We start from the raw sequence: 24,890 nt of genomic DNA on the forward strand, positions 1-24,890 counted from the left end.
TCGACCTCAATGTCCTGGCGCGATAGCATGCAAAACTGTTCGCGATGTCCTCGCACATCTGTTCGCGATGTCCCCAGTCCAAACAAAGGGGAGAAGGGAAGGGCCGCGCCTGAAGGTTCCGCCTTGCGGCAGCACGCTGCATGGAAAGAAACGGCTTTTTTGAACGAGGTGGCGCTAGATGGATTTTGACCTTGTGGTGCGCGGCGGGACGCTGCCCGACGGCAGGATCGCGGATATCGGCATCGTCGGCGAAACGATCGCAGCGATAGAGCCCGAGCTGAACGTCAGCGCCGGCACGGCGATCGATGCCCATGGCAATCTGGTCTCGCCGCCCTTCGTCGATCCGCATTTCCATATGGACGCCACGCTTTCGCTCGGCATTCCGCGCATCAATGTCTCGGGCACGCTGCTCGAAGGCATCTCGCTTTGGGGCGAGTTGAAGCCGCTTCTGACCCACGAAGCGGTGCGCGACCGTGCGCTCGCCTATTGCGACTGGGCGGTGTCGATGGGCCTGCTCGCCATCCGCACCCATGTCGATGTTTGCGACGACCGCCTGCTGGCGGTCGAGGCGCTGCTCGACGTGAAGAAGACGGTTGGCCCCTATATCGACCTGCAGCTGGTCGCCTTCCCGCAAGACGGGTTTTACCGCTCGCCGACGGCGCGCGACAACACCATCCGGGCGCTCGACATAGGCGTCGATGTCGTCGGCGGCATTCCGCATTTCGAGCGCACAATGGCCGACGGCACGCGCTCCGTCACCGAGCTCTGCGAAATCGCGGCGAAGCGCGGCCTGATGGTCGACTTGCATTGCGACGAGACCGACGATCCGCTGTCGCGCCACATCGAGCAGCTTGCCTATGAGACGCAGCGGCTCGGGTTGCAGGGCAGAGTGGCCGGCTCGCACCTGACATCGATGCATTCGATGGATAATTACTACGTTTCGAAGCTATTGCCGCTGATTGCCGAGGCCGGCGTTTCGGCGATCCCCAATCCGCTGATCAACATCATGCTGCAGGGCCGCCACGACACCTTTCCCAAGCGCCGCGGACTGACGCGGGTCAAGGAGATGCTGGCGCAAGGCATCCGCGTCGGCTGGGGCCAGGATTGCGTGCTCGACCCCTGGTATTCGCTGGGCACCGCAGACATGCTCGACGTCGCCTTCATGGGCCTGCATGTCGCGCAGATGTCGAGCCCGGCCGAGATGGCGCGCTGCTTCGACATGGTCACCAACGTCAATGCCGCCATCATGGGCCTCGACCACCTTGGCCTGGCGGTCGGCAAGCGCGCCAGCCTGGTCGTTCTCGATGCCGGCAACCCAGTCGAGGCGCTGCGCCTGCGCCCAGAGCGTCTCTGCGTCATCGCCAGGGGCAAGGTGGTGGCCGAGCGCAGCCGGCAGGACACGCGGCTTTCGATCGCCGGAAGGCCGGGCACGGTGAACCGGCGCCACGCTTAAAGCGCGTCGCGTTTGAACGGACCCACGCGACGCGCTTTAAGGTCTTGTTTTTAAGCGTGTCGTTATCGCAAAACCGCTGCACACTTTTGCGCGACATGCATTAGTCCAGCCGATTTCCGGCGCTGGTCTTACCGAATTCTCGATTTTCGCCTCGTCATGGCCGCAGCTTGCGACTACGACGCGGGTCACCGTACCCCACGGCGAGGAACCGGTAACGGAATGGCGCGGCCCGCAGCCCAGTACTCAACGATCATGAACGTGCTGCTGGCCGGCATCCTGCTGATGCTCGCCGGCGACTTCCTGTTTGCGCTGAACGACGCGATGGGCAAGTGGCTGGTCGCCAGTTTTTCCGTCGGCCAGGTCGTGCTGATCCGCTCGATCGGCGCGTTTTTCATACTCGGGCCGATGATTGCACATCAGGGTGCGGCCAAGCTGTTTCGCATGGAGCGGCCGGAGCTGCAGCTGCTGCGCGTGGTGATGACGACGCTCGACACGGCGCTGTTCTACGCGGCGGTCGTCTATCTGCCGCTCGCCGATGTGATGAGTTTTTACATGGCCGGGCCGATCTATGTCGCGGCGCTGTCGCACTTCCTGCTCGGCGAAAGGGTCGGCTGGCGCCGCTGGGCGGCTATCCTGGTCGGTTTCTGCGGCGTGCTGATCATGCTGAAGCCGTCGTCGGCCGCGTTCTCGCTGTCGTCGATGTTCGCGCTCGCCGGCAGCATTTCATTTGCCTTCGCCATCATCCTCAATCGGCGGCTGCGCGGCACCAGCGACACCTCGCTGGTTACCTGGCAAACCATCGGCACGCTGCTGGTCGGCGCTGCGTTGACCATAGGCAGTTGGAAGACGCCGTCATCGCTCGATTTCGGCGCCATGCTGCTTCTCGGCGTCGTCTCCTGCGGCGCGCACCTGATGATCACCCGGGCGTTGAAGCTTGCCCCTGCCTCGACCTTGGCGCCGCTGCATTACAGCCTGCTGTTGTGGGCAGTGGTCTTCGGCCTGGCCTTCTTCGGCGATGTGCCTGGGCCGCGCATCCTGGTCGGCTCGGCCATCGTCGTGCTGGCCGGCCTGTTCATCTTCCACCGCCAGAAGGTGGTCGACACCGTGCCGCCGGAAAACGTGCCGAAGGGTGTGAATTAACCCCGGCGCACCGCTGCGAGATGCCGCGAAAATTCCGGCATCTCCATCAGTGCCTTGCAGCGCGCAAACCGGCCGTCGGCATAGGCGCGAAAGTCGTCGGCCGGATTTTTGTTGGCAAGCTGGATCAGTCCCCACAGCGTCCACAGCAGGTCGCACATCGCCTTGTAGATGACGACGCGGGCGCGCTCCGCCGGTCTCGGCTCGCCGCCGAAATAGGCCAGCGTCATCTCCTCGTCCTGCGCGGCGTCGAATTGCCCTTCGACGCTGAGGTCGCCGAGATCCCAGAGCGGATCGTTCATGCCGGAATATTCCCAGTCGACGATCCACATCCTGTCGCCCGTATCGAGAAAGTTTTCGCAGAGCGGGTCGCAGTGGCAGGCGACGATCGGCAGAGGTTGAGCCGCAAGTGCTGAGCGCACTGCCTCCGCCTCGCGGACCACATCGTGGTAGCCGGCAGGCAGGGCGACGTCCTTGGTTGACAGCACTTTCAGATAATCGTCGATCATCGCAAACAGCTCGAAGCGGAAGGGGAACACCGCGCCGGATGTGTGCAGTTTGCGAAAGGCCTTGCCGGCGCGTGCCGGGCTGCCCGGCCGAGTCTTGAACTTTTCCGGTGACATCGTCTCGGCACCGGCAACGAAGCGGGTCACCAACACGCCGGTCTCGGCATCGACATGCAGCACTTCGGGACTGACGCCGGCCTTCGCCGCTTCCCGCGCCGCCACTGCCTCGTTGGCGCGGTTGATGTATTCCTCGGTGCCCTTGCCGGGGATACGCAGGCAGAAATCCTTACCCCTAAAGACGAGGTTGGTGAGACCGCCGAGCCGTTCCAGAGGGCCGTCATAGCCGGCCAGCATCGGAATGGCCGCAAGTGCGGCGCGCGCCCGGTCGTCCGCCATGGATTTCGCTCCTTTCCCCGTGTTATTGGGACGACGACGGTTCCACAGTTTTCGCCGTTTGGCTATGATCGCGTTGCGGATCGATACCAGGCGACGGAAAGCGATGACGGACAGCAATCAGCAGAGCGCACTCGCCGCAGCCTATGCGGCGAAGCGGCCGGAAGACGTCGCGGCGCTCTACGACAGTTGGGCAGGCACCTATGACGCCGACATGTCGGCGGCTGGCTATCGCCATCCCACCATCTGCCTTGCCTTACTGGCCCGCCATCTGGCGCGCGGCGCCGCTCCTCTGCTCGATGCCGGCGCCGGCACCGGGCTCATCGGCGAATGGCTTGCCATTACCGGTTATCCGCAGGTCGAGGCGCTCGACATCTCGGAAGGCATGCTGGCGCAAGCCGCGCGCAAGGGCGTCTATTCAGCGCTGCACTGCCTGGCGCTTGGCGGACCGCTGCCCTTCGTGGACGACGCCTATGCCGGGATCATCTCAGCCGGCGTCTTCACGTCCGGCCATGTCGGGGCCGAGGGTCTGGACGAGCTGATCCGCATCTGCCGGCCGGGCGGGGTGATCGTGCTGACAGTGAAGAACACGCTGTGGGATGCCGGGTTTGCCGCGCGGATCGCCGAGCTCGAGGCGCAAGCCACCGTCACGCGCGCCGAAGAGACGCTGCCCTATGTTTCGATGCCAGGCGAGGCCGATACCGTGCCGAGCCGGGGGCTGGTGCTCATCGTGAACTGAGGCTGAAACCGGAAGGCTCTACGCCTTCACCTTTGCTCCTGCCGGATCGTAAAGCGGCTCGAGGTGTATCTTAGCCGGCGTCCGTTCCATTGCCACCACCAGCTCGTAGTTGCCGGAAGTGAGGAAATCATCGTTGACGCCATCGGCATTGCGCACATAGCCGTAGCCGATGTTCTTGCCGATGGTGTAGCCATAGCCGCCGCTGGTGAGATAACCGACCGCCTCGCCGTTGCGCAGGATGGTCTCGCGCCCGAGCAGGACGATGTCCGGATCGTCGACCGTGAAGCCGGCAAAACGTTTCCTGGGCGGCGAACCGTCGACCTTCTCCAAGGCCCGCCGGCCGAGGAAATCGGTGTTTTTTCTGAGCTTCACCGCCCAGCCGAGGCCGGCCTCCTGCGGCGTGTCGTTGGGCGTGATGTCGGAGCCCCAGGCGCGGTAGCCTTTTTCCAGCCGCAGTGATTCCAGCGCCCGGTAGCCGACCGGGCGGATGTCGTAGGTCTCGCCCGCCGCCATCAGCGCATCGAAAACCTCGCCCGTCGCCGCGATCGGCGCATGCAATTCCCAGCCGAGCTCACCGACATAGGTGACGCGCAGTGCCCGCACGATGTGGCCGGCAATGGCGATCTCGCGAACATGGCCGAACGGGAAAGCTGTATTCGACACATCCGCGTCGGTCACATCGGACAGCACGTCGCGGGCGCGCGGCCCCATCAGCGACAGCGTGCCAAAATCCTCCGTGACGTCGGTCAGCGTCACGTCGAACTCCCTGCCGATATGATCGGCAATCCAGGAGAAATCATGCGTGCGGAACCCGGTGCCGGTGACGATGTAGAATTTCTCCTCACCGAGCCGCGCCACGGTCAAATCGGCCGCGATGCCGCCGCGCGTGTTGAGGAGCTGCGTGTAGGTCAGCCGGCCGACCGGTTTGGCGACGTCATTGGCGCAGATCCAGTCCAGCGCCTTCAGCGCGTCGGCTCCGGTCATTTCGTATTTGGCGAAAGACGACTGGTCGAAAATACCGATCTTTTCGCGCACGTGGCGGTGCTCGTCGCCAACCGCCGGGAACCAGTTCTGCCGGCCCATCGAATAGACGTCCTTCGGCTCGATGCCTTCCGGCGCGAACCAGTTCGGCCGCTCCCAGCCAAGTTTCGAGCCGAACACGGCGCGATGTTTTTGCAGCCGCTCGTACAAAGGCGAGACGATGCGCGGCCGGCCGCTGACATATTCCTCATGCGGGAAGCCGATCGTGTAGTGCTTGCCATAGGCTTCCAGCGTGCGGTCGCGGACCCATTGCCGGTCGCGGTGGAGATCGGAGAAGCGGCGGATGTCGACCACCCACAGATCGAGCGGCGCCTCGCCGTCGACGACCCATTGCGCCAGCACCCAGCCGGCGCCGCCGCCGGACGCGATGCCGAAGGCATTGAAGCCGGCGCCGACGAACATATTGGCGCATTCCGGCGCCACACCGAGGATGAAATTGCCATCCGGCGTAAAGCTCTCCGGCCCGTTGATCATCTGCTTGACGCCGGCATTGGCGAGCGCCGGGACACGCTCGATCGCCTGGCTCATATGCTGCTCGAAATGACCGTAATCATCGTCGAACAGCCGAAACTCCCAATCGTCCGGCACATCGCCGCCCGGCAGACCGGTCGTCCACGCCTGCGGGTTCGGCTCGTAGCCGCCCATCACCAACCCGCCGACCTCCTCCTTGAAATAGGTGCGGCGATCGGGGTCGCGAATTGTCGGCGCGTCGGTCGCCAAGCCGACGATCCTCTCGGTGATGATGTACTGGTGCTTCACCGGCTGCAGCGGCACGTTTATGCCGGCGAGCGCACCCACCTGCCGCGCCCATTGCCCGGCGCAGTTCACCACCTTGTCGCAGGCGATATCGCCCCTGTTCGTCCTAACCTTGACGATCCGGCCGTTGGTCATTTCAAAGCCGGTGACCCGCACCTCCTCGAACACTTTTGCGCCATGCATGCGCGCACCCTTGGCCAGCGACTGGGTGATGTCGGAAGGGCTTGCCTGACCGTCGGTCGGCAGCCAGGACGCGCCGACGAGGTCGCCGGCTTCCAGCAGCGGCCACATTTCCTTGACCTCGGCCGGCGACAGCAGATGCATGTCCATGCCGAAGCTCTTAGCCGTCGTTGCCAGCCGCTTATACTCGGTCCAGCGGTCGGCATTGGTGGCGAGGCGCAGGCAGCCAGTCATCTTCCAGCCGGTGGCGAGGCCGGTTTCGGCTTCCAGCCCCTTGTAGAGATCGACCGAATATTTGAGCACGCGCGTGATCGACGCCGACGAGCGTAGCTGGCCGACCAGCCCGGCAGCATGCCAGGTCGAACCCGAGGTCAGTTTGCCCTGTTCGAGCAGCACGATTTCGGCCTTGTGGTCGCGCGCCAGATGATAGGCCGTCGAACAGCCGATGATGCCACCGCCGATGACGACGATCCCGGCCTGGGCGGGCAAGGTCATGTCCGCGTCCCGTATTTTGTCCTGTAGTTTTCCAGGGCGGCTTCGAGCCGCGCCAGGTTTTCGTCGGCGTAGGCGGCGTAGTCGACACCGGGCGCGTCGAGGTAAAGCTCGGAAACCATGCCCCACATCGCCTCACGCAGCAGCGACGCGCATTGCATGGCGGCGTGCGAGCGCCGTATCGCCGGGTCCGGCTCCTTCATGAAATAGGCGGTGAGGAAGGCGAAGGACTCCTCGTCGCTCATGCCTGCATTCGACGCCGCGCCGGCAAGGTCGAACATCGCGGTGTTGAAGCCTGCATATTCGAAATCGATGAGCCACAGCCTGTGACCGTCGTCGATTATGTTAGCCGGCAAGAGGTCATTATGGCCGAAGACGATCGGCAGCAGCTTTTGCGCGCGCTCGAGCTCGTCCGCCAGCGTCAGCAGGCGCGGCAGTTCGCCCAGCTTGCGGCTGCGGCCTTCCTCCAGCGTGCGCGCATAGTCGCGAATGACATGGAATACCCAGAACATGAAGCCGGCGCCGGAGACATGACCGGGCATCTCCCGGTGGAAACCGCGCAGCAACGCGGCAACGCGGCCGAGATCGGCGCGCACGTCCTGCGCGACATAGGCCTTGGCGCCGAGATACTCCGTCACCATGACGCCGGGTCCAGTGTAGTGGACGGCCGGAGCGAAGCCTGCCGCGTGCGCTGCCCGCGCCGTCATCATCTCGCGCTCGCGAAAGACATGGTGGAACGGATAGTCCTGGCCGAGCCGCACGACGTGCCGCCCGGCCGCGTCCTTGACCAGATAATTGGCATTGCTCAGCCCGCCCGGCAGCGGCGCGATGTCGATGCTGCCCGTCCAGCAAGGCAGCGCACGGATGCGGTCTTCGACAGTCACGATCTCGTCCAACATTGGGTCAATCTTCCACGCATGTCACGGCTGGCCAGCGATGACAATCGGACGGAGGAATGGAGGCAACGCGAAGATCTCGTCGGTGCAGATCTCGGGATCGGTATCCCGCACCGCACCGACGAGCCCCTTTGTGCCGGGTTCTTCGACGCCGGCATCCGCCCCCGCGGATCCTGAATTTCGGTACCCTTGCACCCGACGATCTCCCGGGCGTTCGGGCAAGCGATTTTTCGTGCGGCTCAGCCGTCGTCCTCCGTTCCGAGCCTGTCACAGCGATAATGTCGCGCCACGCTGGAGGCGTTGTCAACGCGAAATTGTGGTATTTTCTGGTTTTTTGCCCGAATTTTGCTAAATTCCTTGGAGTTAGTGGCATTTATGCCGTAGAAGCGGTCAGCGGTGCAACAATCCGACCGGATGGAACCGATGGTCCACTCGAAGCGGCATGGCGAAATCCTGCGCCTCCTCAGGGAGGAAGGCACCGTGACCATTGCGAGCCTGGCCGACCGGCTGGGCGTCTCGCTGGAGACAGTACGCCGCGACGTCAAGCCACTGACCAGCGACGGTTCCATCCTCAAGATGCACGGCGCCGTCGGCCTGCCGTCGATTGCCGGCGAAGCGCCGTTCGAGCGGCGCATGCGCGAGAACGCCGATGCCAAGCGGGCAATAGCGCGCATGGTCGCCGCCACCATCCGCGACGGCGAATCGATCATGCTCGACACCGGCACCACCACGTCTTTCCTGGCCCGGGAACTGCTCGGCCACCGGCGGCTGACGGTCGTCACCAACTCCTCCGACATCGCCCGCACATTGGCCACCGTCAACGGCAATAAGGTCTACATGGCCGGCGGCGAGCTGCGCAGCGATTCCGGTGCTGCCTTTGGCGTCTCTGCCATCGAATTCGTCAGCCGCTTTTCCGTCAGCCATGCAGTGATATCGACCGGTGCGGTCGATGCCGTCACCGGCGTCATGGACTATGATCTGGAAGAGGCCGAATTCGCCCGCATGGTGCTGTCGCGCGGCCAGCGTTCGCTTGTCGTCACCGACCATAGCAAATTCGGCCGCCAGGGCCTTGTTCAGGTCTGCGGCTTCGGCGGCTTTTCCGAACTCGCGACCGACCGTCCGCCGCCGCACGACATCGCCGCCGCCCTTGCCCAGGCCGGCGCACGGCTCAGCATTGCCGATGGCGGAAGCGAGGGCTGAGCTCTATCGTGAGCTCTATCGGGAGATCTGCGCCAGCACCCACTTCCCAGCGCCGCCTCTGCCGTGTTTAGTCCGGCCATGGCTTTCACCATCCGCCAATTGCAGTTCTTCATCGCCGTCGCCGAGCAGGGCACAGTGTCGGGCGCCGCCCAGAACCTGTCGATCTCGCAATCCTCGGTCACCGAGGCGATCAAGGAGCTGGAGCACGATCTCGGCGTCGAGCTGTTCGAGCGCCACCCGCGCGGCTTGAACATCACCCACAAAGGCCACCAGTTCCTGCGCCATGCGAGAAAGATCCTGGCCGACGTTTCCGATGCGCGCCGCGCCTTCTTCGGCGAACAGGCCGCGGCAAGCGGGCGGCTGCAACTTGGCGTCACCTCGCTGGTCGCCGGCTATGTGCTTTCCGATCTTCTTGCCCGCTACCGCCGCGCCTATCCGGGTGTCGAGGTCTCGGCGATCGAGGACAATGGCGACTATCTCGAGCACCTGTTAATTGGCGGCAAGCTCGACATTGCCGTCATGGTCACCTCGAACCTGCGCGACCGCACGGCACTGCAGTCCGAAATCCTCGAAGTCTCGGCCTACCGGCTATGGCTGCCGCTCGGCCATCCCTTGGCCGGTGCCGACATCATCGGCATCGGCGACATCGCCTCGGAACCGCTGATCATGCTGACCGTCGACGAGATCGAGGAGAATACCGGAAAGCTGCTGACGGCAATCGGCGCCAAGCCGCATGTCGCCTTCCGCACCCGCTCGGTCGAAGCGGTGCGCAGCCTCGTCGCTACCGGCGCCGGCGTGGCGCTGCTGCCCGACCTCGTCTACCGGCCATGGTCGCTGGAAGGCGACCGCATCGAATCTCGCGATATTTCGGGGTCGTTACCAGTCGTCCAGGTCGGCATGGTCTGGCGGCGCGGCTCCGGCCTGCCGCAGGCGGCTCGTGACTTCATCGGACTTGCCCAGTCGCAGCGCATGGTGCGCCAACGGCCTGAGAAGATCGGCCGCTGATATATCGGAAAAACCGATATCGGCTTTCTGATAAATGAATTTGCGAAACCGGAAATTTCGCAGCACTTTTCGGTCAGGGAACAAAGCTGCCGTTAGAGCGACGTGCGTCCAATTGGACGCACATAGTACGCTCTAAGACTTTTAGTTTTCGCATCGGACTTTCCGAAAATCGATTCCGATTTTCGGGCCGATGCGAGGAGCACGGCCCTTCAGAGCCGCGCATCCAACGTTTTGGAACGGGCGCATGATCTTCTTCCGAAACCCGAAACCGGTTTCGAGGTCATGCAAAAATGGGAGATCGACGATGAATTCATTGCTGAAATCATGCACTGCCTTGACGGTCGCGCTGAGCTTCTCCGGCCAGGCCATCGCCCAGGTCAAGGAGCTCGGCAAAGGCGAAGGCGAGGTCACTATCGTCGCCTGGCCGGGCTATATCGAGCGCGGCGAAACCGACAAGGGCTATGATTGGGTCACGTCCTTCGAGAAGGAAACCGGCTGCAAGGTCAACGTCAAGACCGCCAACACCTCCGACGAGATGGTCTCGCTGATGAACGAGGGCGGTTTCGACCTGGTCACCGCCTCGGGCGATGCCTCGCTGCGTCTGGTCGCCGGCAAGCGCGTCCAGCCGATCAACACCGACCTCATCCCGAGCTGGAAGACGGTCGACGACCGGCTGAAGGATGCGCCCTGGTTCACCGTCGGCGGAGTCCATTACGGCGTCCCCTATCAGTGGGGGCCGAACGTGCTGATGTACAACACCGAAGTGTTCAAGGAGGCGCCGAAGAGCTGGAACGTGGTCTTCGAGGAATTGAAGCTTCCCGACGGCAAGTCGAACAAGGGCCGCGTCCAGGCCTATGACGGGCCGATCCACATCGCCGACGCCGCCAATTACCTGATGGCTCACAAGCCGGAGCTCGGCATCAAGGATCCGTACGAACTGACCGAGGATCAGTACAAGGCGGCGCTCGACCTGTTGCGGGTCCAGCGTACGCTGGTCGGACGCTATTGGCACGACGCCGCCATCCAGGTCGACGATTTCCAGAACGAAGGCGTCGTCGCCTCCGGTTCTTGGCCCTACCAGGTCAACACGCTGATCGCGGCCAAGAAGCCGGTCGCCTCGACTATCCCCGAGGAGGGCGTCACCGGCTGGGCCGATACCACGATGATGGAGGCCGATGCTGCCCACCCGAACTGCGCCTACATGTGGATGGAGCATTCGCTGTCGCCAAAAGTGCAGGGCGACGTCTCCGCCTGGTTCGGCTCGCTGCCGGTGGTGCCCGCCGCCTGCAAGGGCAACGAACTGCTCGGCGAAGAAGGCTGCAAGACCAACGGGTACGACAATTTCGACAAGATCAAGTTCTGGAAGACGCCGGTCTCGAAATGCGCCACCCAGAACGACCAGTGCGTGCCCTATTACCGCTGGGTGTCGGACTATATCGGCGTCATCGGCGGGCGGTGAGTTCGCCTCACCTACGAAGCTCGGCGCTGCCCCTCACCCTTACCCTCTCCCCGTGAAGAACGGGGGTCGCCAGCGTTGGAGCGCCTCCCTTCTCCCCGTCCACTATACGAGGAGAAGGTGCCGGCAGGCGGATGAGAGGCAGCGCTACCGCCTGAAATTTGATGAGCCTGACAGATCAGGACAGCCCCATGACCTCCGCCGTTTCCTTCCAAAACGTCTCTCGCCATTTCGGCAGCGTGCGTGCCGTCGACGCGGTCGATCTCGACATCGTGCCGGGCGAGTTCTTCGCTATGCTCGGGCCTTCCGGCTCGGGCAAGACGACGTGCCTGCGCCTCATCGCCGGTTTCGAGCAGCCGACGGCGGGCTCGATCGCGATCTTCGGCGAACGCGCCGAGGGCGTGCCGCCCTACCGCCGCAACGTCAACACCGTGTTCCAGGATTATGCGCTGTTCCCGCATCTCAACGTGCTCGACAACGTCGCCTATGGGCTGATGGTCAAGGGCGTCGGCAGACCGGAGCGGCAAAAGGCGGCGGAAGAAGCGCTGGCGCTGGTGCGGCTTCCCGGCTACGGCGCCCGTCGCCCTGGCCAGCTTTCCGGCGGCCAGCGCCAGCGCGTCGCGCTCGCCCGTGCGCTGGTCAACCAGCCCAAGGTGCTGTTGCTCGACGAGCCGCTCGGCGCCCTCGACCTCAAGCTTCGCGAAAACATGCAGGAGGAGTTGAAATCGCTGCAGAAGGCGCTCGGCATCACCTTCGTGTTCGTCACCCACGACCAGGGCGAAGCGCTGTCGATGGCCGACCGCGTCGCCGTCTTCAATGACGGCAAGATTATGCAGATCGGCACGCCGGAAGACATCTACCAGCGTCCCAAGACCCGCTTCGTCGCCGATTTCGTCGGCTCGTCCAACGTGCTGCCGCCGGATTTCGTCCAGCGCTATGCCGGCCAGCATCGCTGGGGCAGCCTGCGGCCCGAATCCATCCGTATTGGCCGGGCCAACGGCGAAGGGGTTGCCGCCCGCCTGGTCTCGACCAACTATCTCGGCGCCACGACAAGACTGGCGCTCGATGCAGAGGGCTTGCGGCTGCATGCCATCGTGCCGGCGGGTGCTGCCTTGCCCCGGGAAGGCGAGGCGGTGGTGCTCACCTTCAACCGCGAGCATTTGCATCTGATGGACGAGCTAGGATGAGCCTGGACGCTGCCATGCCGCGGGCCACGGCCCCCGCCATCCTGCCGGGTAGTGGCGGCGTACGCGGCGGGCTCTCCGATCTCTTCTGGCGCCGGCCGCAATTCTTGCTGCTCCTGATGCTGCTACCCCCGGTTCTTTGGCTCGGCATCGTCTATATCGGCTCGCTGTTTGCGCTGCTTTTGCAGAGCTTCTTTTCGATCGATGAGTTCTCCGGCCTCATTAACCGCGAGTTCACGCTGAAGACTTATGGCGACCTGCTGCAGGCCGCCAATCTCGACATCATCCTGCGCACGGTGACGATGGCGGCGCTGGTGACGCTGGCTGCGGCGATCATCGCCTTTCCCATCGCCTATTACGCGGCGCGCTATGCGCGCGGCCGTTGGAAGGCGCTGTTTTATCTCGGCGTCATGCTGCCGCTGTGGTCGAGCTACCTGGTCAAGATCTATGCCTGGAAGCTGATCCTGGCCAAGGAAGGCATCCTGACATGGCTGCTGGCCAAATTGCATCTTCTCTGGCTGCTTGATGCCTGGCTATCGCTGCCGATCGTCGGCGGCAACTCATTGTCGGTCTCCTCAACCGGCACCTTCATCGTCTTCGTCTATGTCTGGCTGCCATTCATGATCCTGCCGGTGCAGGCCGCACTCGAGCGCGTGCCGGGCAATTTGGTCGAGGCTTCGTCCGATCTCGGCGCCTCGCCCGGCCAGACCTTCGGCAACGTGCTGTTCCCACTGGCGCTGCCCGGCATCGTTGCCGGCTCGATCTTCACCTTCTCGCTGACGCTCGGCGACTACATCATTCCTCAGATCATCGGCACCTCGCGGCTGTTCATCGGCCAGGCCGTCTATTCGCAGCAAGGCACCGCCGGCAACATCCCGCTCGCCGCCGCCTTTACCGTGGTGCCCATCGTTATCATGGGCTTCTATCTCTGGGGCGCCAAGCGCATGGGGGCTTTCGATGCGCTCTGACCGTGGCCCATCCGCGCCGATCGGCCTGAAGCTCGCTGCCACCGGCGGCCTGCTCTTTCTGCACCTGCCGATCCTGCTGATCTTCGTCTATGCCTTCACCACCGAGGAGAAGAGCTTCGTCTGGCCGCCGCCGGGCTTGACCACGCAATGGTTCGCCGTCACCTGGAACCGCCCCGACGTCTGGCAGGCGCTGTCATTGTCTGTGCGGGTCGCGGCGATCTCGACTGCCATCGCTCTGATCCTCGGCACGCTATGCGCAGCCGCCGTGTCCCGCACAAAATTCTTCGGCCGCGAAACCATCTCGCTGCTGGTCATCCTGCCGATCGCGCTGCCCGGCATCATCACCGGCATCGCGCTGCGCTCGGCCTTCGCGCTGGCCGAAATCCCGTTCTCGTTCTGGACGATCGTGCTCGGCCACGCCACTTTCTGCGTGGTCGTCGTCTACAACAATGCGGTCGCCCGTTTCCGCCGCACGTCCGGCTCGATGATCGAGGCGTCGATGGATCTCGGCGCCGATGGTTTCCAGACCTTTCGGCATGTCGTGCTGCCCAACATCGCAACCGCGCTGCTGGCCGGCGGCATGCTTGCCTTTGCGCTGTCATTCGACGAGGTCATCGTCACCACCTTCACCGCCGGCCAGCAGCAGACGGTGCCGATCTGGATGCTCGAAGAATTGATCCGTCCGCGCCAGCGTCCGGTCACCAATGTCGTGGCGATGGTGGTAGTGCTGGTGACGCTGCTCCCCATCCTCGCTGCCTATTACCTGACCCGCGACGGCGACCAGATCGCCGGTTCGGGCAAATGATCTCGTTCATAAGGGAGAGACTTCCATGGACACGCAGATGCTGATCGGCTCGAAATTCGAAAAAGGCACCGAGACCGAGGAGCCGATCCTCAACCCGAAGACCGGGGCGACCATCCTCAATCTGCCTGAGGCCAGCCCAGCGCAGATCGAGGCGGCCGTGCTTGCTGCCGAAAAAGCCTTCGTCACCTGGTCCCGCACAACACCGGCGCAGCGCGCCGGCTATCTCCTGAAGATCGCCGATCGCATCGAGGCTGCTGCACAGGATTTCGCGGCGCTCGAGGCGCTGAACTGTGGCAAGCCGATCAATGCCGTGCTCAATGACGAGATCCCGGCGATCGTCGACTGCTACCGCTTCTTTGCCGGCGCGGTCCGCTCGATGCCCGGCCAGGTCGCAGGCGAATACATTCCCGGCCACACCTCGATGGTCCGCCGCGACGCCATCGGCGTTGTCGCGTCGATCGCGCCGTGGAACTATCCGCTGATGATGATGGCCTGGAAGCTGGCGCCGGCGATTGCCGGCGGCAACACCGTCGTCTTCAAGCCGTCGGAACAGACGCCGCTGACCGCGCTGAAGCTGGCGAAAATCCTTGCCGAGATCCTGCCGGAAGGCGTCGTCAACGTCGTGCTCGGTCGCGGCGACAGCGTCGGCAACACGCTGATCAACCACCCGAAGGTCAACATGATCTCGATCACCGGCGACGTCGCCACCGGCAAGAAGGTGCTGCAGGCTGCCGCCAAATCGGTCAAGCGCACGCATCTCGAGCTCGGCGGCAAGGCGCCGGTCATCGTCTTCGACGACGCCGATCTCGGCGCGGTGGTCAACGGCCTGCGCGCCTTCGGCTATTACAATGCCGGCCAGGACTGCACCGCCGCCTGCCGCATCTACGCTGGCAAGAAGATCTACGACAAGCTCGTCGCCGACCTCTCCGCTGCCGTCTCGACCATCAAGTATGATCGTCCTGACGATACCGAAAACGAGATCGGCCCGCTGATCTCGCGTCGCCAGCGCGACCGCGTCTCGAGCTTCGTCGAGCGCGCCTCTGAGCTCAAGCACATCGAGATCACCACGGGCGGCAAGCCGGGCGAGGGCTCCGGCTTCTTCTACCAGCCGACCGTCGTCGCCGGCGCGCTGCAGGAGGACGAGATCGTGCGCCGCGAAGTGTTCGGTCCGGTGGTCTCGGTCACCCGCTTTTCCGAAGTCGACGAAGCGGTGGACTGGGCCAATGACTCTGACTATGGCCTGGCGTCGTCGGTGTGGACCAAGGATGTTTCGCGCGCCATGGCGACGGCGGCCCGGCTGCAATATGGCTGCACCTGGATCAATACCCATTTCATGCTGACCAACGAGATGCCGCATGGCGGGTTGAAACAATCCGGCTACGGCAAGGACATGTCGCTCTACGCGCTGGAGGACTATACGGCCGTCCGCCACGTCATGGTCGCTCACGGGTAGCGCCCGCGAGGAGACGCCTATTCTTCCGCCTCCTCCGCCTCGCCTCCGGCCGGCGCCACCAGCAGCACAGCGGCGCCTAGGAGCGCGGCGATAAAGGAGCCAGCGAGGATGCCGACCTTGACCGCGTCCTGCAGGGCGGCGTCGCTGGCGAAGGCGAGCAGGCCGATGAACAGGCTCATGGTAAAACCGATGCCACAGAGCAGCGAAATGCCGACCATGTGCAGCCAGCCGGCATTGGCCGGCAGATCGGCGAAGCCAAGCCGGATGGCAAGCGCGGAAGACCCGAACACGCCGACCAGCTTGCCCAAGACGAGGCCGGCGGCGACGCCGAGCGTCAGCGGCTCGGCCAGGGCGGCAGCGCTGAGACCGGCGAGCGAGACGCCGGCGTTGGCAAAGCCGAAAATCGGGATGACGAAAAAGGCGACGACTTTGTGCAGGCCGTGTTCGAGCCGGTGCAGCGGCGAATGGTCGAGATCATGGCCGCTGCCCGGCGATATCTTCAGCGGTATGGTGAGGGCCAGCGCGACGCCGGCGAGCGTCGCATGGACGCCCGATTTGAGCACCAAAACCCACAGAACGATGCCGAGCAAGATGTACGGCAGCAGCGTCAGCACCCGCATGCGGTTGAGCACCACCAGCAGCGCGATCACGGCGAAGGCGGCGCCGAGATAGGCGAGCGAGAGGCCGCTGGTATAGAACACCGCGATGATGAGCACCGCGCCGAGATCGTCGATGATGGCGAGCGCGGTGAGGAATATCTTCAGCGAGCCCGGGACGCGCCTGCCGAGCAGCGACAGCACGCCGAGCGCAAAGGCGATATCGGTGGCGGTTGGGATCGCCCAGCCAGACAGAGCGGCTGGATTGTTGTGGTTGATGGCGACGTAGACCAGTGCCGGCGCTGCCATGCCGCCGGCGGCGGCGATGCCGGGCAGCACGCGGCGCGGCCAGGTCGACAGCTGGCCGTCAAGCATTTCGCGCTTGATCTCGAGGCCGACCAGCAGGAAGAACACCGCCATCAGGCCGTCATTGATCCAGTGCGAGACGCTGAGCGGTCCGAGATAGGCATGGAGGGCGGAGAAATAAGCCTCGCCCAGCGGCGAATTGGCGACGATCAGGGCCAAGGCCGCCGCAGCCATCAGGACGAGGCCGCCGGCCGCCTCGCTGTCGAGGAATTCGCGCAGCATGGAGACCAGCCGCTTTTCGTCCTGCATGTCGCCTCCGTCGTATCAGTAGCAAGGTCCGACACCGCCAAGCGATGATGCGCAAACAGCGCTGGCCGGGCAAGCCTGTAATGAGAGCCCTTTAGCGCGGCGCGCGCTTGGCGAGGATGCGTTGCAGCGTGCGGCGATGCATGTTCAGGCGGCGTGCGGTTTCCGAGACGTTGCGGTCGCACATTTCGTAGACGCGCTGGATGTGTTCCCAGCGCACGCGATCGGCCGACATCGGATTTTCTGGCGGCGCTGCGCGTTCGCCCGCGGTGCGGGTCAGGGCGGCAAAAATATCGTCGGCATCGGCCGGCTTCGACAGATAGTCGATGGCGCCGAGCTTTACCGCCGTCACCGCAGTGGCGATGTTGCCGTAGCCGGTGAGGATGATGGCGCGGGCATCGTCGCGCTTCTCGCGAATCGCGGCGACGACGTCGAGGCCGTTGCCGTCGGCCAGCCGCATGTCGACCACCGCATAGGCCGGCGGATTGGCGCGCGCTTTGGCAACCGCCTCCTCGACGCTCTCCGCCGTCTCGACCACGAAACCCCTGGTTTCCATGGCGCGGGCAAGCCGCGTCAGGAACGGCTTGTCGTCGTCTACGATCAGCAGCGAGGTATCCTCGCCTTCGACCATTGCGCCAATCGTTTCGTCAGTACTCATCGTGCTGAAAATCCTGCTGCCTGATTTTTACGCAAATATAGTTTCGCAACGCTATTGTCCAATTTAGGCCGTGTCGAACATGGTGGCCGAAGCCTGCTCGGGATTGAGGAAGACGCTGCGCGGCCACGATATCTGCACGATAGCGCCCTCGCCGGGCTCGCTTGAATTGCGGAAATCGAGCGTCGCGCCGGAGCGTTCGAGCAAGGTCTTGGCGATGAATAGGCCGAGGCCGAGGCCGCCGCCGGCTTCGGTGCCTTGTCGTGTCGACATATAGGGTTCGCCGATACGGTCGATGATCTCCGGTGGAAAGCCCGGCCCGTCGTCGATGATCGAGAAGCTGACGGCGGCTTCATTCCAGTTCCAGCGCACTGTCACGCTGTTGCGGGCGAAGTCGACCGCGTTCTCGACCAGATTGCCGAGGCCGTAAATGACGCCGGGATTGCGCCGGCCCACCGGTTCCGGGCCGATGCGCTCGCCCGGCCGAAGCTTGATCGAAATGCCGAAATCGCGGTGCGGCGCCGTCACCTCCTCGACCAGCGAGGTCAGCGGCAGGCGCGAGAGGTGCACCTCGCTCTCGGAGGACAGGCTGGTCAGGCGCTTCAGGATTTCGCGGCAGCGCTCGCTCTGCGAACGCAGCAGCTTCACGTCCTCGCCGTATTTCGGATCTTCGCCAAGCGCCTTCTCCATTTCCTTGGCGACCAGTGTGATGGTGGCGAGCGGTGTGCCGAGCTCGTGCGCGGCGGCCGCGGCGAGGCCGTCGAGGGCAGAGAGATGCTGCTCTCGCTGCAACACCAATTCCGTGGCGGCAAGCGCGTTGGCAAGCAGCCGCGCCTCCTCGGCCACCCGGAAGGCATAGATCGCGGTAAAGGCGATGGAGCAGAACACCGCCATCCACATGCCTGCGACATAGATGAACGGCATCGCCAATGGCGCGCCCTCATGCCATGGCAGCGGCAGGTGGTAAAAGACCAGCAGCGTCGCCGCCACGATCACCAGCGCGCCGAGCATGGCGGTCAGCCGCAGCGGCAGCGACGTCGCCGAGACGACGACGGGCACGGTCATCAGCAGCGAAAACGGATTGGTGAGTCCGCCGGTCATGTAGAGCAGGCCGGCAAGCTGCAGGCTGTCGAAGGTCAGGATGGCGAAGGCCGAGAACGGGGTAAGCCGATGCGCCGCCGGATAGCGGAAGGTCAGCAAAAGGTTCATCCAGGCCGAACAGGCGATCAGCGCAAAACACATGCTGACCGGCAGCGGAAATTTCAGCCCGTAAGCGACGACAAGCACGGTCAGGCTCTGGCCGACGATGGCAAGCCAGCGCAACCTGATCAGCGTGTTGAGGCGCAGCCGCTGGCTTTGCTGGAAGTCGGGTGCGTGCAGGATGTTTATCATGGCCAGTGATTATAGAGGGGAAACAGCCGGAGGTCTTTTCCGAAAACCGCCGAAGCCGGCCCTCGGTTCGGGATGACAGTCTGGAAGCATCAGGTACCGCGCGGCTTGGCGCGGCTGGTGGCGGCGGCGAGAAGCGGGTTCTCCGGCCAGACATGCCTGGGATAGCGGCCGCGCATCTCTGCCCGCACATCGGCCCAGGAGCCGCGCCAGAAGCCGGGCAGGTCGCGCGTCGTCTGGATCGGCCGGTGAGCCGGCGACAGCAATTCGAGCGTCAGCGGCACAGTGCCGTTGGCGATCGCCGGATGCCGGTCGAAGCCGAACAGTTCCTGCACGCGGATCGCCAGCACCGGCCATTCGCCGTCATAGCGGATCGGCAGCCGGCTGCCCGACGGCGCGTCGAAATGGGTCGGCGCCAATGTGTCGATCTTGCGCTGCAATTCGTGCGGCACCAGCGTCATCAGGCCTTGCGAGAGCACGCTGGGATGGATTGCCGCAAAGGATGCCGCGCCGGAAAGGAATGGCAGCAGCCAGTCGTCGAGGCGCTCGACGAGCGCGGCATCGGAGACATCGGGCCATGGCGCGCCGAGGCCGCGATGCAGCCAGCCGAGCCGCTGCCGCAACGTCTCCGCCTCCCTGTTCCACGGCAACAGGGACAGGCCGTGTTCGCGCAAGGCGTCGAGGATGGCGCGATCCGCGTCGGCACCGGTCGGCGCCGGCAGCATGCGTTCGGACAGCGTGATGGCGCCGAGGCGAACCGTTTCGCGCACCCGCACCGCGCGCCTGTCGCGGTCGAAGCTCACCTCGCGGCGGGTCTCGATCTTTTCCGCCAGGGCAGTGCGGATGTCGGCCTCATCGATGGCTGCCGCTGTGGTGATGCGGGCGTTCTGCGCCTTGCCCTGCAGATCGGCGACGACGAGCCAGGTCTCGCCGGCCAGCGGATCGGAGGGGTCGAGCATGGCGCCCGAGCCGTTGGCAAGCACGAAGCGGCCACGCTCGCCGCGCGCTTTGGCGACCCGATCCGGCCAGGCATGGATGAGGAGAGCGCCGGCTGTGCTGCCCTCCCCCTTGAGGGGGTCGGAAGGACGGGCGAGACCCGTGGCTCGCTCCGGCGCGTCGATCCGCGTGGCGGATCGGGGTGGGGTCGGTTCGGGCACGCCATCGACGACCCCGCCCCGTCTCCCTCGTCTCGCTGCGCTCGGCTCGCTCGCCGACCCTCCCCTCAAGGGGGAGGGTGAAGCCTGCTTTGCCAGCCTCTCAGCCAGCTGCCGGGCGGCGGTGGCGCGCGGCGATCTTTCGGCGCGAAAGCGCAGCAGCCGCCGTTCGAGATCGGCACCATCGCCGCCAAGGCCACGCTCGGTCAATAATACGGCGAGCATCGCCGCCTCGAGCGCCTCTCCGGTCCTTGCCGCCTCGGCGACCATGTGGGCGAGCCGCACCGGTAGCGCCAGCCTGCGCATCGCGGCACCGGCATCCGTCAGGCGTCCTGCCGCATCGACAGCATCGAGCGCACGTAGCAGTACCCTCGCCTCGGTGAGCGCCGAAGCCGGCGGGGGGTCGAGGAAGGACAGGCTGGTCGGATCGGCGACGCCGAACGCCGCGCTATCGAGCAACAGGCCGGAAAGATCGGCCTCGAGGATTTCCGGCGGCGTGAAGGCCGGCAGGGCCGCCGTCTGCTCGGCCCGCCACAACCGGATGGCGACGCCCGGCTGCGTGCGCCCGGCACGGCCGGCGCGCTGGTCGGCGGAAGCGCGGGAAGCACGTACCGTCTCCAGCCGCGTCAGGCCGCTCGCTGGCTCATAGCGCGGCAGCCGCGACAGGCCGGAATCGATGACGACGCGCACGCCGTCGATGGTGATGGAGGTTTCGGCGATCGACGTCGCCAGCACGACCTTGCGGCGGCCGAACGGCGCCGGCTTGATCGCCGCGTCCTGCGCCTTGTTGTCGAGCATACCATAGAGCGGCACGATGTCGGTATCGGCGCCGACCTTGCCCGCCAGCCGCTCGGCGGTGCGCTCGATCTCGCGCTGGCCGGGCAGGAAAGCGAGCACGCTGCCCTCCTCCCCGGCAAGCGCCGAGCGGATCGCCTTGGCCATGGCGTCCTCGATGGTGACGCCGGCCGGCCGCTCGTCATAGCGGATGTCGACCGGGAAGGCGCGGCCTGCGCTCTCGATCACCGGCGCGCCGGACAGCAATTTTGCGACACGCGCGCCGTCGAGCGTTGCCGACATCACCAGCAATCTGAGTTCGGGCCTCAGCGCACCCTGCACGTCGAGCGCCAGCGCCAACCCGAAATCGCCGTCGAGCGAGCGTTCGTGGAACTCGTCGAATAGCACCGCCGCGACACCAGGCAGTTCCGGGTCGTCGAGGATCATGCGGGACAGCACGCCTTCGGTGACGACGAGAATCCTGGTCTTTGCGGAACTGCGGTTTTCCATGCGCATGGCATAGCCGACGGTTTCGCCGGGCTCTTGGCCGAGCAATTCGGCCATGCGGCGGGCGGCAGCGCGGGCGGCGAGGCGGCGCGGCTCGAGCAGGATGATCTTTCCGGCGCCGAGCCATTCAGCGTCGAGCAGCGCCAGTGGAACCAGCGTCGTCTTGCCGGCACCGGGCGGCGCCACCAGCACGGCGCTGTTACCATGGCTCAGCGTTTCATTGAGCGCCGGCAAGACAACGGAGACCGGCAGGTCCGGCAAGGGTTTTGTCGTCATTGTGCTATGCTGTGCAGCCAGTTGGCAACGACCGCATATCAGCGGTGGCGGTCGCGGCGCAACCTCGGCGCCGACTCAAAGCCTGGTCCGCGAAAACGGGTTCCAGCGCACCGTGCCGAGCCGCACCTCCTCGCGCACCATCGTCAGCAGGCCGGAACCGCCGACCACGGCCAAGCCGACCAGCGACAGAAAATCCGGATATTCCCTGAAGAACAGCGCACCTAGAACCACCGCCCAGACGATCTGCGAGTAATGCGTCGGCGCGATGCGGTTGGCCGGCGCGTATTTGACCGCCAGCAGATGCAGCAGCTGGCCGCCGGCGGTAAAGGCGCCGGCCAGCACCAGCCAGGCCCATTGCCTGCCATCCGGCAGCGAGAACGAGGTAGCCGCCGCACCGACGCCGTTGAAGAGCAGGCCGTAGCCGATCAGCACGCCGAGCATCGTTGTGCGCTTTTCCTGCGCGGCGAGCGAACGCATCAGGATGACATTGGTGGCGGCCAGGAAGGCGATGATGAACGCCGCCAGATGGCCAAGCTGCAACTCGCGAAAACCAGGCCTGACGACCAGCATGACCCCGGCAAAGCCGGCGACGACCGCCAGCCATCGCCATGGGCCGACCTTTTCCTTGAGGACCAGCGTGGCCAGGATAGTGACGAACAGCGGCGCCAGAAAGATGAGCGCATAGACTTCCGCCAGCGGGATGGTGGTGAAGGCATAGACGCTCAGCACGCCCGAGGCGATGCCGGCCCAGGCCCGGGCCTGTACCGCCCAGGGCCGGTTGGTGCGCCAGAAATCGAGCCAGCGCTCGCCTGCCGGCCTGGCAAAGAGCAGAAAGCAGCCGGCAAACAATGTCGAGAAGAAGCCGATCTCGAAGACGTTGAACTGCCCGCCCAGGCTTTTGACAACCGCGTCGCTGCACGAATAGCTTGCATAGGCGATGAGCGCGAGCAGAATTCCGTTGGGCACGTTTTTCCATTTCCGGGAGAGATGAGAGTGAAGATATTGGCGCTTGGCGCGCATTCGGACGACATCGAGATCTTCATGTTCGGTACGATGGCGGCCTATGCCGCGCAAGGCGCAGAACTCTTTTTTGCCATAGCCACGGATGGCACCAGGGGCGGCTACGGCGATCCGTCAGCGCTGGCCCGCACGCGCCGCAAGGAGGCGACGGCGGCGGCCGGCCTGCTTGGCGTGACGCCGCGCTTCCTCGACTTTCCCGATGGCGGGCTGGTCGCGGATGCCGCGCTGATCGGGGCGCTCAAAGCACTGATCGGCGAGATAGGGCCGGATCTGGTGATAACGCATGCGCCGAACGACTATCATGGCGACCACCGCGCGCTGTCGGATGGCGTGCGCATCGCAGCGTCATTCTCGGTGCCGGTGCTACATGCCGACACGTTCGGCGGCACCGGGTTTTCGCCAACGCACTACGTCGATACCTCCAGGCATTTCGATCTCAAGGCGGAGGCGATCCGGGCGCACCAGTCGCAGGATCCCGAGCGTTTCGTCGACGCGGCGCGCACGCAGAACGCCTTTCGCGCCGGCCAGTGCAACGGCCCAGCCGGATCGTTCGCCGAGGCCTTCCGCTTCGAGCCGGTCTTCCCCTTCGCCGATATCCGCGCGCTGCTGCCGCCGGCCCCAGTGATCCGTCCGGTGGCCATCAGCAACAAGACGGTGACCTAGCCAGGACGCCGCAACTTCTCACGTTGCTTTCCTATCCAGCATGCTGCGATGCAGCAACGAATTCGCTTGCCTTGTTTAGTAAAAATTGCATCACTAAACAAATTACTAAACATCCGGTGCGCCGCCGCGTCGTTGTGTTTGGGCCCCAGAGGAGGGGTTTAGCGGGCTCTTGAAACCGTCATCCGGACGCGTTTCGCAAATGGGAGGAAGGCATGAAATCGACCTTGAAATTGGCGTTGGGACTGGCATCGACACTCTTTGCGTCGACAGCCGTTTCGAATGTCGCGCAGGCAGAAGATCTGACGCTTTGCTGGGCAGCCTGGGACCCGGCCAACGCGCTTGTGGAATTGTCCAAGGACTTCACCAAGGAAACCGGCATCGGCATGAAATTCGAATTTGTGCCGTGGACCAACTATGCCGATCGCTTTCTCAACGAGCTGAATTCGCACGGCAAGCTGTGCGACCTCATCATCGGCGACAGCCAGTGGATCGGCGGTGCCGCCGAGAACGGCCATTACGTCAAGCTGAACGACTTCTTCGACAAGGAGAAGATCAGCATGGACGATTTCGTGCCGGCGACCGTCGTCGGCTATTCGGAATGGCCGAAGAACTCGCCGAATTACTGGGCGCTGCCGGCCATGGGCGACGTCGTCGGCTGGACCTATCGCAAGGACTGGTTCTCCAAGCCTGAGCTACAGAAGGAATTCAAAGAGAAATACGGTTGGGATCTCGGCCCGCCGACGACCTTCGACCAGCTGAAGCAGATTGCCGAATTCTTCCAGAAGCGCGAGATCGACGGCAAGACCGTCTATGGCGCCTCGATCTATACCGAGCGGGGCTCCGAAGGCATCACCATGGGCGCCATGGACGTGCTCTACAGCTTCGGCTTCCAGTACGAGAACCCGAAAAAGCCCTACGAGATGGAAGGCTTCGTCAACTCCGAGAAATCGGTGAAGGGGCTGGAGTTCTACAAGGCGCTCTATGATTGCTGCACCCCTCCGGGCGCTTCGAACAGCTACATGGGTGAAGGCGTCGATGCCTTCAAATCCGGCCAGGTGGCGATGCATATGAACTTCGCCTTCACCTGGCCAGGCTTGCAGAAGGACGAGAATGTCGGCGGCGAGAAGATCGGCTACTTCGTCAATCCCAAGGGTCCGGACGGCGACCAGTTCGCCCAGCTCGGCGGCCAAGGCATCTCGGTGGTCTCCTATTCCGACAAGCAGGAAGCCGCGCTCAAATACATCAAATGGTTCGCCAACAAGGACGTGCAGTCCAAATGGTGGTCGCTCGGCGGCTATTCCTGCCTGAATGCAGTCGTCAAGGACCCGGGCTTCCCGGCCAGCCAGCCCTACGCGCAGACCTTCCTCGACTCTATGGCCATCGTGAAGGACTTCTGGGCCGAGCCAAGCTATGCCCCGCTGTTGCAGGCATCGCAGAAGCGCTTCCACGACTATGTCGTTGCCGGCCAGGGCTCGGCCAAGGACGCGCTCGACGGCCTGGTCAAGGACTGGACCGAGGTGTTCCAGGACGACGGCAAAATGTAACCGGCTCCTCCCGAGCCCATGACCGAACCGTCCCGT

20 protein-coding genes are annotated in these 24,890 nt (G+C 64.3%); 12 read left to right on the top strand and 8 right to left on the bottom strand.

The features are described 5' to 3' along the window. The first annotated feature begins 178 nt into the window (after positions 1–178). Positions 179–1,453, top strand: coding sequence for an amidohydrolase family protein (locus NKI52_RS03785; RefSeq protein WP_352469954.1), 1,275 nt, complete (start codon positions 179–181; stop codon positions 1,451–1,453). A 219-nt stretch (positions 1,454–1,672) separates the two neighbouring features. Then, on the top strand, positions 1,673–2,593 hold the full coding sequence (locus tag NKI52_RS03790) for a DMT family transporter (RefSeq protein WP_023676358.1): 921 nt from the start codon (positions 1,673–1,675) through the stop codon (positions 2,591–2,593). Here NKI52_RS03790 and NKI52_RS03795 read toward each other — a convergent pair. Next, positions 2,590–3,492, bottom strand: coding sequence for a phosphotransferase (locus NKI52_RS03795; RefSeq protein ID WP_352697091.1), 903 nt, complete (start codon positions 3,490–3,492; stop codon positions 2,590–2,592). The genes NKI52_RS03790 and NKI52_RS03795 overlap by 4 nt on opposite strands. 103 nt (positions 3,493–3,595) lie before the next feature. Between NKI52_RS03795 and NKI52_RS03800 the strand changes: the two genes are divergently transcribed. Next, a complete protein-coding gene (locus tag NKI52_RS03800; protein ID WP_352697093.1) occupies positions 3,596–4,228 on the top strand; it encodes a class I SAM-dependent DNA methyltransferase in 633 nt (210 codons plus the stop codon). A gap of 18 nt (positions 4,229–4,246) precedes the next feature. Here NKI52_RS03800 and NKI52_RS03805 read toward each other — a convergent pair whose 3' ends face one another. Beyond that, on the bottom strand, positions 4,247–6,700 hold the full coding sequence (locus tag NKI52_RS03805) for a GcvT family protein (protein ID WP_352697095.1): 2,454 nt from the start codon (positions 6,698–6,700) through the stop codon (positions 4,247–4,249). After that, positions 6,697–7,581 carry a phosphotransferase family protein gene (locus NKI52_RS03810; protein ID WP_023676353.1) on the bottom strand — a complete coding sequence of 295 codons (885 nt, stop codon included), beginning with the start codon at positions 7,579–7,581 and terminating at the stop codon, positions 6,697–6,699. Before NKI52_RS03810 ends, NKI52_RS03805 begins: the two co-directional genes overlap by 4 nt. A gap of 435 nt (positions 7,582–8,016) precedes the next feature. Here NKI52_RS03810 and NKI52_RS03815 point away from each other — a divergent pair, with 435 nt between their 5' ends. The 7 genes from NKI52_RS03815 (at position 8,017) to NKI52_RS03845 (ending at position 15,664) form a co-directional block, all read left to right on the top strand. Beyond that, on the top strand, positions 8,017–8,793 hold the full coding sequence (locus tag NKI52_RS03815; RefSeq protein ID WP_352568329.1) for a DeoR/GlpR family DNA-binding transcription regulator: 777 nt from the start codon (positions 8,017–8,019) through the stop codon (positions 8,791–8,793). Positions 8,794–8,871: 78 nt separating this feature from the next. Further along, the gene (locus NKI52_RS03820; RefSeq protein ID WP_023676350.1) at positions 8,872–9,798 is read left to right on the top strand and encodes a LysR family transcriptional regulator; all 927 of its coding nucleotides are present in this window, start codon (positions 8,872–8,874) and stop codon (positions 9,796–9,798) included. 304 nt (positions 9,799–10,102) lie between these two features. Continuing rightward, on the top strand, positions 10,103–11,257 hold the full coding sequence (locus NKI52_RS03825; RefSeq protein WP_023676348.1) for an ABC transporter substrate-binding protein: 1,155 nt from the start codon (positions 10,103–10,105) through the stop codon (positions 11,255–11,257). A gap of 188 nt (positions 11,258–11,445) precedes the next feature. Beyond that, positions 11,446–12,441, top strand: coding sequence for an ABC transporter ATP-binding protein (locus NKI52_RS03830; protein WP_352568330.1), 996 nt, complete (start codon positions 11,446–11,448; stop codon positions 12,439–12,441). A gap of 14 nt (positions 12,442–12,455) precedes the next feature. Further along, positions 12,456–13,406, top strand: coding sequence for an ABC transporter permease (locus NKI52_RS03835; protein ID WP_023676346.1), 951 nt, complete (start codon positions 12,456–12,458; stop codon positions 13,404–13,406). After that, positions 13,396–14,211 (top strand): ABC transporter permease, encoded by an 816-nt coding sequence (locus NKI52_RS03840; protein ID WP_023676345.1) that lies wholly within the window; start codon positions 13,396–13,398, stop codon positions 14,209–14,211. Before NKI52_RS03835 ends, NKI52_RS03840 begins: the two co-directional genes overlap by 11 nt. 25 nt (positions 14,212–14,236) lie before the next feature. Further along, positions 14,237–15,664 carry a gamma-aminobutyraldehyde dehydrogenase gene (locus NKI52_RS03845; protein WP_352568331.1) on the top strand — a complete coding sequence of 476 codons (1,428 nt, stop codon included), beginning with the start codon at positions 14,237–14,239 and terminating at the stop codon, positions 15,662–15,664. A 17-nt stretch (positions 15,665–15,681) separates the two neighbouring features. Here the strand turns inward: NKI52_RS03845 and nhaA are convergent, their stop codons facing one another. From nhaA to NKI52_RS03870, 5 genes are all read right to left on the bottom strand, one after another. Further along, positions 15,682–16,875, bottom strand: coding sequence for a Na+/H+ antiporter NhaA (nhaA, locus tag NKI52_RS03850; protein WP_352568332.1), 1,194 nt, complete (start codon positions 16,873–16,875; stop codon positions 15,682–15,684). A 91-nt stretch (positions 16,876–16,966) separates the two neighbouring features. Next, positions 16,967–17,530 (bottom strand): ActR/PrrA/RegA family redox response regulator transcription factor, encoded by a 564-nt coding sequence (locus NKI52_RS03855; protein WP_023676342.1) that lies wholly within the window; start codon positions 17,528–17,530, stop codon positions 16,967–16,969. A 63-nt stretch (positions 17,531–17,593) separates the two neighbouring features. Next, positions 17,594–18,919 (bottom strand): ActS/PrrB/RegB family redox-sensitive histidine kinase, encoded by a 1,326-nt coding sequence (locus tag NKI52_RS03860; RefSeq protein ID WP_352448476.1) that lies wholly within the window; start codon positions 18,917–18,919, stop codon positions 17,594–17,596. An 89-nt stretch (positions 18,920–19,008) separates the two neighbouring features. Continuing rightward, entirely contained in the window at positions 19,009–21,627 is a 2,619-nt protein-coding gene (gene hrpB / locus NKI52_RS03865; RefSeq protein WP_352697097.1) for an ATP-dependent helicase HrpB, read from the bottom strand. Between the two features lie 75 nt (positions 21,628–21,702). Continuing rightward, positions 21,703–22,593 carry a DMT family transporter gene (locus NKI52_RS03870; protein ID WP_352681360.1) on the bottom strand — a complete coding sequence of 297 codons (891 nt, stop codon included), beginning with the start codon at positions 22,591–22,593 and terminating at the stop codon, positions 21,703–21,705. 27 nt (positions 22,594–22,620) lie between these two features. Between NKI52_RS03870 and NKI52_RS03875 the strand changes: the two genes are divergently transcribed. Continuing rightward, on the top strand, positions 22,621–23,310 hold the full coding sequence (locus tag NKI52_RS03875; RefSeq protein WP_352697099.1) for a PIG-L deacetylase family protein: 690 nt from the start codon (positions 22,621–22,623) through the stop codon (positions 23,308–23,310). A 212-nt stretch (positions 23,311–23,522) separates the two neighbouring features. Beyond that, positions 23,523–24,854, top strand: coding sequence for an ABC transporter substrate-binding protein (locus NKI52_RS03880; RefSeq protein WP_352697101.1), 1,332 nt, complete (start codon positions 23,523–23,525; stop codon positions 24,852–24,854). The last annotated feature ends 36 nt before the right edge of the window (positions 24,855–24,890 follow it).

It is taken from the genome of Mesorhizobium sp. M0590 (assembly GCF_040320905.1).
Taxonomy (GTDB): Bacteria; Pseudomonadota; Alphaproteobacteria; order Rhizobiales; family Rhizobiaceae; genus Mesorhizobium.